A 12,734-nucleotide genomic window follows, 5' to 3' on the forward strand; every position below is an offset into this window, starting at 1 on the left:
AAAGCAGATTGGTTGTGGTTACTCACCTATCAGATACGTTTTAGCAGCCTATGATTTTATGTAACACATCTTAATTTTTTAATTATCCATTCACTCATATCGTAAAAACACGTCAATTTATCAAGTCGCTCATATCGTAAAAAACACGTCAACTTAAGGAATTTTGTATGTCAGCATTATTAAAAAAACTGCCCATCAAACTGGCAAAAAAATTGCCAACCAAAGTATCTGACAATACAAGATTGCCAGTCGCAAAACCTAACACGACGCTCAAACCTATCAGCAACCAATTCACCAAACTCTTATCCGTCACTAAATACTTGCCTGCCAGCGCTCGCTCCAGTATCTTGTCCAAAGCGTTTGGTAAAGTGGTGCCATATGTAGGCACAACGGGCATCTGTTATGAAACCGTTGAACCCAATCAAGTTGTGGTCAGTTTGAACAACAGCAAACTGGTACAAAACCATATCGGTACCATCCACGCCGTTGCCATTACTTTGCTTGCCGAAACAGCGACAGGATTTATTTTGGGTTTAAATCTGCCCTCTGATCGTGTGCTACTGATTAAATCTTATTCGGTTAATTTTTATCGTCCGATTAACAAAGGACAAGTGGCTGCTATAGCAACTTTATCTGATGAGCAACGCTTGGATATTTTAAATACGCCAAAAGGTGAGATGGTGATTCCTTGCGTCATTCATGACCGTGACTCTAATAGTGAGCGTGATCCTATCGTGGTTGAGATGACGTGGGCGTGGATACCAAAATCTGAATTAGAGGCGCGCCGTCAAGGCAAAACCAGTAAAAAAGCGACAGACACTGACACTGATGTTAAAACTGACCATTAACCTAAAATAAAAACGGAGCAAGACAATCATAATCAGTCACTTGCTGAGGCAAGTAGCAAGTAGCACATTGAAAAACAATAAACATATAATAAGGAGACAGTGATGTCCAAAACGACTCAAATTTTTTATGCCAATTTATCTAAGGCATTACTCGTAGGCGCATGTGCATTAGGGTTTATCATTAGCGCTAATGCTGCGCCAACGTCTGCCCCCAATATTGCTAACATGGGCAAATCTAGCGCTGTTTTTTTGGGTGATGGCGGCAATTATCCCTTTTCGGAAGCGGTGCGTGTTGGCGACACATTATACATGTCTGGTCAGATTGGCTTTAAAGATGACAAGCTGGTCAAAGGCGGTATTAAAGCTGAAACCAAGCAAGCATTGGATAACATTAATAGCACTTTATTAAAGTACGGCTACCAAAAATCAGATATCGTTAAATGTATGGCGATGCTCACGGATATGGATGATTTTGATGACTTTAATAAAGTCTATAAAGCGGAGATGGCCAATCCTTATCCTGTTCGCTCTGCCTTTGGTGTCTCAGAATTGGCCGCTGGTGCTAGTGTTGAAATTGAATGTATGGCAGTAAAGTAAAAGCTGTTTAATCAAATATACAATCAAGCGCTTATTTCATCATTTGTGTTCTATAGTCAATTCACTATAAAAAAACAGTGATACTGGGACAAGTTTTGCGCCGCTTCTGTTTACTCAGACACAGCAAACAAGCAAAATTTGTCCCAATGGCACGTGATCATATTTAAACAGACTAAAAATGAGGATACGGCCTAATAATAAAATAAGCGCTTGGATTCCATAGATAATTAATTAGATAGATACGGCTAGCTAATAATAACGTCATCAGTGAGGGCGCTTTCTTTGGTCACGCGTAGTACTTCCTCTAGTGTCGTACGCCCTTCTATCACCTTGCGTAGACCATCTGCACGAATCGATGGGGTTTGTCGTCGTGCGTACTCTTCTAGCTCGTATTCGGCAGTATTACTATGAATCATGCGGCGCAAAGTGTCATCCACAGGTACGACTTCATATATCGCCGTACGCCCTTTAAAGCCTGATTGATTGCATTTGTCGCAGCCGACAGGCTTGGGTAATTGAATAGCGCTATCTGCCCCATCTCCAGCTCCTAACGCTATACCAATCTCTGTAAATAATTTGGCTTGTTCTTTATCGGCAGTCTGCCAACTCTGACAGTGTAAGCATAACGTTCGCACCAAACGCTGTGCCACTACCCCAATAAGCGATGACGATAATAAAAATGGCTCAACGCCCATGTCTTGTAAACGAGTGACTGCACCAATGGCTGTGTTGGTATGCAGAGTAGACAATACCAAATGCCCTGTCAAAGACGCTTGTACGGCAATCTCAGCCGTTTCTAGGTCACGAATTTCACCCACCATCACCACATCTGGATCTTGACGCAACATCGCGCGCAAACTCTTGGCAAAGGTCATGTCCACTTTATTATTGACCTGCGTTTGTCCGATGCCGTCGAGCTGAAACTCAATCGGATCTTCTGCTGTCAAGATATTGCGGGTTTGGTCATTCAAGTCTGTCAACGCTGAATAAAGCGTGGTGGTCTTGCCTGAACCGGTCGGCCCTGTCACCAAAATAATGCCATGGGGGCGATGAATCAAACGCTTAAGCTCACTATAATCATTATCAGACAGCCCAAGATAGGTCATATTGAGGCGACCTGCTTGTTTGTCTAATAAACGCATCACGACTCGTTCACCAAAGCTCGAAGGCAGTGTCGATACTCGCACATCAACCTCACGCCCGGCCAACCTTAAGCTAATACGTCCATCTTGCGGTACACGCTTTTCAGCAATATCCAATTTGGCCATAACCTTAATACGTGATACTAATAGTGGTGCCAATTGGCGTTTTGGTGTGATGATTTCTTTCAATTCGCCATCGACGCGAAAACGCACCACCAATCGCTTCTCAAAGGTTTCGATATGAATGTCTGATGCACTTAAACGTATCGCTTCAGACAACAGCGCATTGATCAGACGAATGATAGGCGCGTCGTCTTGTTGATCCATCAAGTCTTCAGTTTCTGGCACGCTATCGGCCAAACTATCGAGGTCAGGATGGTCTTCAAGACCGGCGGCAATGTGCTGCGATTCACCCGTATTACCCGCATAAGCTGCATTCATACGTTTTTCAAAGTCATCGACATTGACACTTTCATAAGTCGGTACAGCGCGCACGCCTTGCTGCTGTAAAAAGCGCACGGCCTCATTAATCGCTGATAATGGTGTGGCTTTGGTCAAAAGCAAAGTCGGTGGCAGCTCAGGATCAATCGCAAGTATGACCAAAATTTGATGGCGTTTCGCAAAACTGTACGGCAATTGCAGCATAAAGGCGGCCTGATAAATGAAGATAACGTCAGAAAGAAAATCGTACCCAAACATAGTACAAGCATGGTAAAAGCGTATAAAGTACGCTGTGCTCAGCGGGCTAAACCCAAAAAGAGTGCAAGTAAGATTGCATGAGTTTGTTATAATAGCATTTTGTTTTAAGCCCGTATGGCTTTATGTGGGCGGTGTTATAGATTCATCGCCACTTCCCTATTTTTACCGCATTACTTTTACCGTATTAATAGTCAGATTATAGTCAAGTCACTATCTTGTTGACTCAATTTAATTCTGCTACAGAAAATTTGAGTACAAAGGTACAGGTAGTATTTTAAAAGCGAATAACGATGTAACAGATTTATAATGAATCAGCGGTATCATACGATTCTTATTTTACTGACAGTGCGTTACTATTACCTACTTCATTCGTTTTTAGAGTGAATCGATTATATCGCTTGGATTGTTTACTTTTTATCTTTTCCCTTGCTCGCTCGCTATTAGGATTTTCCGTTATGTCAGAAAACGTTAGCATTACTCAACCGACACCACTTCTACAAGATACTTTTACCGTAGGTAGTCGTACTTTTTCTTCTCGGCTGCTGGTCGGTACGGGCAAATATAAAGATATGACTGAAACGGGCAACGCCATTGCTGCTTCAGCAGCAGAGATTGTGACGGTCGCCATTCGTCGTACCAATATTGGCCAAAACAGTAATGAACCCAATCTGCTTGATGTGATTTCGCCTGACAAATATACCATTCTGCCCAACACGGCGGGTTGTTTTGATGCAGAAACAGCGATTCGTACCTGCAAGCTGGCTCGCGAGCTATTGGGTGGCCACAACTTGGTTAAGCTTGAGGTATTGGGTGACGAAAAAACCCTTTATCCCAATGTGACAGAAACCTTAAAAGCCGCCAAAGTATTGATTGATGATGGCTTTGAAGTCATGGTTTATACCTCAGATGATCCTATTGTCGCCCAAGAATTAGAAAGCATGGGCTGTGTGGCCATTATGCCACTGGGAAGCTTGATTGGTTCAGGTTTGGGTCTGCTAAATCGTCACACGCTTAGCTTAATTATCGAAAATGCCAACGTACCGGTATTGGTTGATGCAGGCGTTGGTACTGCGTCTGATGCGGCGATGGCGATGGAGCTTGGTTGTGATGGCGTCCTGATGAATTCAGCGATTGCCAATGCTCAAAATCCAGTGATGATGGCACACGCCATGAAGCATGCTATTTGGGCAGGTCGTGCGGCATTTTTGGCAGGTCGTATGCCGATGCGTAAGATGGCGACTGCTAGCTCACCACAAACGGGCTACTTTTTTCAATAGACTTATGATTTATTGCCTTTGATAAAGAGTCAGTCATACAATAATAAGACAGAAGTGGCATAAGGCTGACTTATATCAAAAAGCTCTGTTTAATAACCGTTTGAGCATTGATTGATGAAGGCCTACTAATGATAACTGCTTATTCAATTTATCGTCATAAAAGGATTTATTATGCGACTTCTCACCGCAGTCGACCAGTTATTTTTATTTCTTGAGACGCGTAAACAGCCCATGCACGTTGGCGGCTTATTTTTATTTGAATTACCAGAAAATGCCGAAAGCGATTTTGTCTATCAGCTGGTGAAACAAATGCAAGACTCTGACGTACCGCCAACCTTTCCTTTCAATCAGGTTTTAGAGCATCTGATCTTTTGGAAAAAAGACAAGAACTTTGATGTTGAACATCATTTTCACCACGTCGCTCTGCCGAATCCTGCACGTATTCGTGAGCTGCTGATGTATGTCTCAAGAGAACATGGCCGTCTGTTAGACCGCGCTATGCCTTTATGGGAATGCCACGTGATTGAGGGTATTCAAGCAGAAACTGAAACCAGTCCTGAGCGTTTTGCATTGTACTTTAAGATTCATCATTCTTTGGTTGATGGTATCGCTGCCATGCGCCTCGTACAAAAATCCCTATCGCAGTCACCAACGGAGCCAGTCACTTTGCCCGTTTGGTCATTGATGGCGCGTCATCGCAACCAAGTCAACGCTATGTTGCCTGCCCAAAGATCGGTCAGACGAATAATCAAAGAGCAGATCTCTACCATCAAACCTGTGTTCACAGAGTTGCTGGATAATTTCAAAAATTATGGCGATGATGGATATGTCGGTACGTTTGATGCGCCAATGAGTATTTTGAATAAACGCATCTCAGCATCACGGCGGATAGCCGCCCAGTCTTACGATATAAAACGGTTTAACGATATCGCCGAAAGACTAAAAATCAGCAGAAACGATGTCGTGCTAGCGGTTTGTGCCGGTGCCATTCGCAATTACTTACTATCGATGAATGCACTGCCTAGCAAGCCATTAATCGCCTTTGTGCCGATGTCGCTACGCACCGATAACAGCATATCGGGCAATCAGCTGTCATTTGTATTGGCAAACTTAGGCACGCATTTAGATGATCCACTGCGTAGGATTGAATTGATCCATCGTAGTATGAATAATGGCAAACGCCGATTTCGCCGGATGAATCAAGCGCAAGTTATCAACTACAGCGTGATCGCTTATGCGTGGGAAGGTATCAACTTGGCCACGAGCTTATTCCCAAAGAAGCAAGCTTTTAACCTTATCATCTCTAACGTTCCTGGGTCTGAAAAGCCGCTGTATTGGAATGGTGCTCGTCTGCAATCCTTGTACCCCGCTTCTATCGTGTTCAATGGGCAAGCGATGAATATCACTTTAGCCAGTTATTTGGATAAGATTGAGTTTTGTATTACCGCTTGTAGTAAAGCACTGCCACATGTACAAGACATGCTTGCCCTAATAGACAACGAGTTAACGCTGTTAGAAAAAACCAGTAAAGAGCTGGCATTTCAAGGGATAACCGTTGAGGATAAATGCGCTAAAAAAACAAAAAAGCTGGCTCCATAATGGAACCAGCTTTTTTGTGTTCAAGCTTCTAAATATAAAAGCTTTTTATTATATAGTCAGTAAAAAGTTAAATCGATACATCAATAGTCAGATACGACTGGTATAAGTTTTTCTCACTTACCGTACCGTTGTAGACAGAGGCTTCGAAAAATTGATTCCAGCAGTCTGTCGCGCTTTTATTTTTTTGACTATAGATAATAGAAAACCTTAAGCAGTAATGACTACACAGCGTCGCCCCATGATGGAACGACCACTTGCATCAACGGTTTCAACAGTTTGACATTACAAGCAAAGATAGAGCCTGAGGTCATAGAGTTATGTGCGCCTGTATGATCGACCACCACACCACGTGCTTCGGTCACGATAAGCTCACCCGCTGCGATATCCCAAGGCTTGATAGACATCTCAAAGTAGCCGTCAAAACGACCAGCGGCCACATAACACAAATCAAGTGCTGCAGAACCTAAACGACGAATTTGACCGCCCGCTTCTGATATTTTTTGTAGGCTTTCAAAATGCTCTTTGGCGTAAGAGACAACTTCACCATTGCGCTTGCGCTCAAGAGGATGACCGGTGGTAAATAGACCGCCATCAATCGTTTTGCGTTCGCTCACATTCATACGGCGCTGGTTAAGACGAGCACCTTTACCACGGCTGGCAGAGAACATCTCGTCACGGACTGGATCATAGACAACACCGTGCTGAGTGACACCTTTATGCTGTACTGCAATAGACACGCAGAACTGCGGCACACCATGAACGAAGTTTTTGGTACCATCTAATGGATCGATAATCCAGCACCAATCCGCATCTTCGCCGCGGCCTTCTTGCATACCAAACTCTTCACCCAAAAATGAATGATTTGGATAGCTGGCTTTTAGCGTCTCAATAGTGAGCTCTTCACTAAAACGATCAATACGCGTAACCAGTCCATCAAGCCCTTTAGACTCGATATCTAGTTCAATTTTGTGGCGGTTTTGATGCGCATATAAAATCTCTTTACCAACTTTTTCAGCAGTACGTGCTGCGATGACGACCATGGGTTCCATAAATAACCTATTTGCTTAATGAATGAATATAAAAAACGATAAGACCAAATCTGTGCCCACAACATGCCAATCAGCCGCCGCATCACACCACACCTACGCGATTTAAAAAACGTGTCTTTTAAAAACGACAACCGCATTATACTAAAATTATTCGATAAAAACGAAAAAACCATTACGCTCGCCAAACCGACCATTGTTCAACCAACCACTACTGTGGTGGTCATCACAAACTGCACAAGTTGTAAAAAAGTCAGCACCTACGGCTAGCAGGCGTTCGCTCTATCTATCGAGCTTTTATCTAGACAAACCAACGCCCAGAATAAATGAGCACAGTATATCTTAAAAAATCAAAATACGGATTACGACAACAGCTGCTGAAGCTGGGCGACCACACCATCGACATCCAAACCACAATCAGCGAATTGCTCTGCTTGTGAGCCATGCGCGATAAAACGATCAGAGATACCAATATTATAGATGGCTGGACGATTGCGCTTAAAAGCCGCCGACTCATTGAGCAAATACTCATTTACCGCACTACCTGCGCCGCCCATAATCATATGTTCTTCTAGGGTCGCAATATGAGTAATGCCTTGCTCAATTAAGGTTTCGAGCAACTCGGTATCTAAAGGCTTCACCCAGCGCATATTGACAACATGCACCTGACAATCTAACGCTTCATGGTCGGTAGTTAAGCTTTCTGCGGCTTGCTGAGCGGTTGCCACCATCGTGCCAAATGCCAGTAATGCAAGCTTTTTGGGAGCGGCATCGCTACCTAAAACCGACTCTACGATTGCTTTGCCTATTTTATAAGTTTGGGCGGGCTGTTCAATAAACGCTCCTGTACCGACGCCGCGTGGATAACGTACCGCCGTGCAGCCTTGGTATTCATAGCAAGTATTAAGCAAATGATAGCATTCGTTCTCATCTTTTGGCACCGCAATCACCATATTAGGCACACAGCGCAAAAACGCAAAGTCAAACACGCCAGCATGGGTTGCGCCATCTTCACCGACTAAGCCAGCACGATCAATCGCAAACATCACATCGAGGTTTTGGAGCGCCACATCATGAATCAGCTGGTCATAACCACGCTGCAAAAACGTCGAATAAATCGCCACAATAGGCTTAACGCCTTGCGTCGCCATGCCAGCGGCTAGCGTAACTGCATGCTGCTCAGCAATAGCGACATCAAAAAAGCGTTCTGGAAACTGACGAGCAAAGTCCGTCATTCCTGAGCCTTCTTCCATGGCAGGCGTGATCGCAAGTAGCTTATCGTTTACGGCCGCTTTATCGCATAAAAACTGCCCGAACACTTGCGAATATTTTAAGGCGGTTTTGGTGCTTGGCTGGGATTCTTCTTTAGATGTAGTCTGGATGTCGCGCTGAATTTCTGCTGGTAACTTACTGATCGCATGATAACCGACTGGATCTAATTCAGCGGGTGCAAAGCCTTTGCCTTTAGTCGTATAGATATGAACGAGAACAGGGCCTTTTATCTGCTTGGCAAGTGACAATACACGCAGTAACTCAGGGATATTATGACCATCAAATGGACCAAAATATCTAAAGCCAATTGCTTTGAATAAGTTGTCTTCTAGCTGCGGGACGTCGCGCATCTCTTTATGACGTTTACGGCGGTCAAAGCTTTGCATGTCGGGGCGATGACATAGAATAGGCTCGCCTGTATCAGAGATATCGACCTGATAACCTGACTCCCAAAGCATCGCTAAATGCCGCGAAAAACCACCGATAGAACACGATATCGACATATCGTTGTCATTTAAAATTACTAAAAGGTCGGCATCTTGTTGTACCGCATCATTCATGGCTTCAAACGCCATGCCACCAGTCATTGCCCCATCGCCAATAATACAGGCAACGGTTTGCACGCGGCCTTGGTAACGCAGCGCGAGACTCATGCCCAGACCAGCTGAGATTGAAGTCGATGAATGCCCGACACCAAAAGTATCGTAAACCGATTCGGCGCGCTCAGGAAAGGCGGTTAAACCCTCTTTAGAACGGATAGTACCCAATTGATCACGGCGACCTGTCAGTACCTTGTGCGCATAAGCCTGATGACCGACGTCCCAAACAATCTGATCGTGCGGCGCGTCCAATAAATAATGGAGTGCAATGGTCAATTCGACCACGCCCAAGTTGGCACCGAAATGCCCACCGCTTTGACCGGCTGAATACAATAAAAAAGATCGCAATTCATCCACTAAAGTAATCAACTGAGCCGTTGTAAACGCATTAATATCAGCTGGCACAGCGATACTATCGAGCAACGGCGTTTGAGGACGCACACGTGGAATCACAGTATAAGTCTGCTGTAAGCTCGACAGCTGAGTACCCGAATCAAAGGCTGACGCAGATACGGAATGAGACTGTGGGGAATGAGGTGACTGCTGCATAAACCGTACGATACCTACCAATCTGCTGACAAGACGTTGGCTTAGCGCTAACTAAGCGACGTCAATAATATCTACATCATTATTGATGTAATTGACCATATAATTATTCATGCAACTTTTGCGCGTATATAACTGCGCGACGTATACCGTGCATACGCGGTCATAATAGACCACGCTTCAATACTAAGGCTTGCTATTATGCCTTATTATTTTGCACCGATATTGGATGTTAGTGACGACATAGTAATGTAAGGATAAAGACTTGTCACTGTATCCGTCAAAATAGTATGGCATAATAGCATTTTTTTTTAATTGTCGCTTTAATCATCGTGCGTCGTCTGTGAACTTTGTGTGTTTTTATAATAAATACAATAAGCACACTATCTTTATGAACAGGTTATACTGCTATCCTCTTAGCCATACTCTTCGGGCTAGGATACCGTAGCTGTTTTGATGCAGATATAACAAACCCTTCACCGCCACGATTATAGGCTTATGCAGGACATTAATGTCATATCAATTTATTACTAGCGCCAAACTCCCTACTCGTCACGGCGAGTTTGATATTCATATCTTTGAAAACGATGATGGTCAAGAGCATGTGATGCTGACCGTCGGCATGTCTGTGGTCGATCAAACCACAGAGAGTGCTGCTCTATCGAGCCAAAATATGTCGTCAAACCAACAAGATGACACACTGGCAGAGCGACCGATTCCATTGGTTCGTATTCATTCTGAGTGTCTAACTGGCGATGCGTTTAGCTCATTAAAGTGCGACTGTGGGCCGCAGCTCAATACTGCGATGCAAGCGATACAAGAGACGGGCTACGGTGCTATTTTGTATTTGCGTCAAGAAGGCCGTGGTATCGGTCTGACCAATAAGATTCGCGCTTATGCCCTTCAAGATCAAGGGCACGACACCTTAGATGCCAATCTCATGTTGGGCTTGCCTGCCGATGCGCGCATTTATGATATGTGCGGGCCGATGCTCGCGCATATTGGTGTGGATGCCGTTAGACTCATTACCAACAATCCAGACAAAGTGGCTTATCTGACTGAGCACGGAATTAATGTCGTTGAACGCGTGCCATTATTGGTTGGCGTCAATGATATGAATGCTGAGTATCTAGCCACGAAGCGTGACCGTATGGGACATCTACTGGACAAAGATTTCAATACCGCACTATATCTTAATAAATAAACAGATTAATAAATAGACGAATTAATAAATAGACAGGTATTTTATGACTATACCAAATATCAATAATAAACAAGATTTGTCAGCTGCAGATTCGGCGGCAAAGTCAGCGACGACACCGACCAATAATGATATCATGCGCGTGCGTGAATTTTTAGTCGATTTGCAGGCGCGTATCTGCCAAGCGCTAGAAGCACAAGAGCGTGACGGCGGCGGCAATGCCACGTTTGTCCCTGATGATTGGGAACGCCCAGAAGGTGGCGGTGGTCGCTCAAGCGTCTTAGCAAATGGTGACGTCATTGAAAAAGCGGGCGTGATGTTCAGCCATATTCATGTACACAATTTGCCTGCATCAGCCACTGCACGCCATCCCAATATCGCTGGACGCAAAGCTCAGGCCATGGGTGTCTCACTGGTTGTCCATCCCAAAAACCCAAATGTCCCTACCAGCCATGCCAATGTGCGTTTGTTTGTGGCAGAAACTGAAGGCGAAGAGCCTATCTGGTGGTTTGGCGGCGGTTTTGATTTGACGCCGTTTTATCCGGTGCTCGAAGACTGCGTTCATTGGCATCAAGTCTGTCATGATCTGTGCGCGCCTTTTGGCGACAGCGTTTACCCTGATTTTAAGCAATGGTGTGATGAGTATTTTCATTTGCGGCATCGCGATGAGCAGCGCGGTATTGGTGGTTTGTTTTATGATGATGTCAATACCGAAAGTCGCGGATGGGATTTTGAAACTTGTTTTGAGTTTATGAAGTCCGTCGGCAACGGTTACCTTAACGGCATTATGCCAATTTTTGAGCAACGTAAAAACACTCCTTATAGCGAAGAGCAGCGTGAATTTCAGCTTTATCGTCGAGGGCGCTATGTTGAATACAATCTTGTCTACGATCGCGGCACCTTATTTGGACTCCAAAGCAATGGCCGTATCGAGTCCATCTTAGTCAGTATGCCACCACTTGCCAGCTGGCATTATCGTTTAGAGCCTACTGAGGGCACACCTGAGTTTGAATTGACCGATTATTACTTAAAGCCACGGGATTGGTTGACGCTATAATTGGTGTGACGAAAATTTTAGGTATAAAAAAAGACTAGGGCGTGCTGAATATTCAACACGCCCTAGTCTTTTTTTATATCTGTGTCAGCTACTCTATCATTGCTGACCTTATTCATATAAATTCCAGAAATCTCAAATATTACGATGATATAACAACTATGTTGATTATCATTGCACACATAACGGTTACAATAGAGCTTACTTTTTAGAAAAATTGTTTAGAAGCGAATGCGTTTCCAAATGACTCTCAGGCAATATCTTTTATAATAATGTTTTACGACAAGGCCAGCATTTGCAATCGCGCCTACTATTCGCCAATTTTAAAGGAGTAATTTATATGGCACAGGTTCATCTTCATAAATCATTGAAATCCATTTTCGGCATTACCTTAATGGCAACTGCGGTAAGCCTAACCGCATGTAGCAATCCAGCGGACTCTGACGTAACCGCCCGTCAAGACAGCATGAAAAGCTGGGGTGATGCGATGGGTGTCATGGGTGATATGGCAAAAGCACCCAATACATTTGATGCGGCGGTATTTAAGGAACAAGCTGCATTTTTAGCAGAAGACGCCTCCAGTCCTTGGAGTCATTTTGAAAACCAAGACGCTACTGGTAATGCCACTGAAGCCGTTTGGTCAAATGCTGATGGTTTCCGCGCCAAATCAGACAACTTCGAAAAAGCAACGGCTGAGCTAAGCGCCGCTGCACAAACAGCCACGAGTGTTGACGATGTGCTACCTGCTTTCGGTCAAGTGGGCGCTAGCTGTAAATCGTGTCACACAGAGTTCAGAGCAAAAAATAACTAAGTCTCTATAACTGGCCTAAAAAAACCGCCACATCAAATGATAT

At 44.2% G+C, this 12,734-nt stretch carries 10 protein-coding genes; 7 read left to right on the plus strand and 3 right to left on the minus strand.

What is annotated here, in order from left to right:
* The first annotated feature begins 167 nt into the window (after positions 1–167).
* A complete protein-coding gene (locus tag JMX48_RS02620) occupies positions 168–848 on the plus strand; it encodes a DUF4442 domain-containing protein (RefSeq protein WP_201533941.1) in 681 nt (226 codons plus the stop codon).
* 102 nt (positions 849–950) lie between these two features.
* Positions 951–1,445, plus strand: a complete 495-nt coding sequence (locus JMX48_RS02625) for a RidA family protein (RefSeq protein ID WP_201533944.1) — start codon at positions 951–953, stop codon at positions 1,443–1,445.
* Positions 1,446–1,690: 245 nt separating this feature from the next.
* Here JMX48_RS02625 and gspE read toward each other — a convergent pair whose 3' ends face one another.
* A complete protein-coding gene (gene gspE, locus JMX48_RS02630) occupies positions 1,691–3,232 on the minus strand; it encodes a type II secretion system ATPase GspE (RefSeq protein WP_201533947.1) in 1,542 nt (513 codons plus the stop codon).
* Positions 3,233–3,741: 509 nt separating this feature from the next.
* Here gspE and JMX48_RS02635 point away from each other — a divergent pair.
* Positions 3,742–4,563, plus strand: coding sequence for a thiazole synthase (locus JMX48_RS02635; protein WP_201533950.1), 822 nt, complete (start codon positions 3,742–3,744; stop codon positions 4,561–4,563).
* 171 nt (positions 4,564–4,734) lie between these two features.
* Positions 4,735–6,162, plus strand: coding sequence for a WS/DGAT/MGAT family O-acyltransferase (locus JMX48_RS02640; protein WP_201533953.1), 1,428 nt, complete (start codon positions 4,735–4,737; stop codon positions 6,160–6,162).
* Positions 6,163–6,383: 221 nt separating this feature from the next.
* On the opposite strand, the gene JMX48_RS02645 is transcribed toward JMX48_RS02640, so the two are convergent.
* Entirely contained in the window at positions 6,384–7,211 is an 828-nt protein-coding gene (locus JMX48_RS02645; protein WP_201533956.1) for an inositol monophosphatase family protein, read from the minus strand.
* A 359-nt stretch (positions 7,212–7,570) separates the two neighbouring features.
* On the minus strand, positions 7,571–9,628 hold the full coding sequence (gene dxs / locus JMX48_RS02650; RefSeq protein ID WP_201533958.1) for a 1-deoxy-D-xylulose-5-phosphate synthase: 2,058 nt from the start codon (positions 9,626–9,628) through the stop codon (positions 7,571–7,573).
* Between the two features lie 508 nt (positions 9,629–10,136).
* On the opposite strand from dxs, the gene ribA reads away from it, so the two are divergent.
* The 3 genes from ribA to JMX48_RS02665 all read left to right on the plus strand — a co-directional run bounded on the left by ribA (position 10,137) and on the right by JMX48_RS02665 (position 12,691).
* Complete coding sequence (ribA, locus tag JMX48_RS02655) at positions 10,137–10,829, plus strand: GTP cyclohydrolase II (RefSeq protein ID WP_201533960.1); 693 nt, start codon at positions 10,137–10,139, stop codon at positions 10,827–10,829.
* Between the two features lie 133 nt (positions 10,830–10,962).
* Positions 10,963–11,883 carry an oxygen-dependent coproporphyrinogen oxidase gene (hemF, locus tag JMX48_RS02660; RefSeq protein WP_227687870.1) on the plus strand — a complete coding sequence of 307 codons (921 nt, stop codon included), beginning with the start codon at positions 10,963–10,965 and terminating at the stop codon, positions 11,881–11,883.
* A 337-nt stretch (positions 11,884–12,220) separates the two neighbouring features.
* Positions 12,221–12,691 carry a c-type cytochrome gene (locus tag JMX48_RS02665; protein WP_201533964.1) on the plus strand — a complete coding sequence of 157 codons (471 nt, stop codon included), beginning with the start codon at positions 12,221–12,223 and terminating at the stop codon, positions 12,689–12,691.
* Positions 12,692–12,734: the final 43 nt, after the last annotated feature.

Source organism: Psychrobacter immobilis, assembly GCF_904846225.1.
Taxonomy (GTDB): Bacteria; Pseudomonadota; Gammaproteobacteria; order Pseudomonadales; family Moraxellaceae; genus Psychrobacter; species Psychrobacter immobilis_F.

Coding starts and splice junctions, on each gene's coding strand:
- JMX48_RS02620 (WP_201533941.1), top strand. CDS start 168: ATGTCAGCATTATTAAAAAAACTGCCCATCAAACTGGCAAAAAAATTG.
- JMX48_RS02625 (WP_201533944.1), top strand. CDS start 951: ATGTCCAAAACGACTCAAATTTTTTATGCCAATTTATCTAAGGCATTA.
- gspE (WP_201533947.1), bottom strand. CDS start 3,232: ATGCTGCAATTGCCGTACAGTTTTGCGAAACGCCATCAAATTTTGGTC.
- JMX48_RS02635 (WP_201533950.1), top strand. CDS start 3,742: ATGTCAGAAAACGTTAGCATTACTCAACCGACACCACTTCTACAAGAT.
- JMX48_RS02640 (WP_201533953.1), top strand. CDS start 4,735: ATGCGACTTCTCACCGCAGTCGACCAGTTATTTTTATTTCTTGAGACG.
- JMX48_RS02645 (WP_201533956.1), bottom strand. CDS start 7,211: ATGGAACCCATGGTCGTCATCGCAGCACGTACTGCTGAAAAAGTTGGT.
- dxs (WP_201533958.1), bottom strand. CDS start 9,628: ATGCAGCAGTCACCTCATTCCCCACAGTCTCATTCCGTATCTGCGTCA.
- ribA (WP_201533960.1), top strand. CDS start 10,137: ATGTCATATCAATTTATTACTAGCGCCAAACTCCCTACTCGTCACGGC.
- hemF (WP_227687870.1), top strand. CDS start 10,963: ATGCGCGTGCGTGAATTTTTAGTCGATTTGCAGGCGCGTATCTGCCAA.
- JMX48_RS02665 (WP_201533964.1), top strand. CDS start 12,221: ATGGCACAGGTTCATCTTCATAAATCATTGAAATCCATTTTCGGCATT.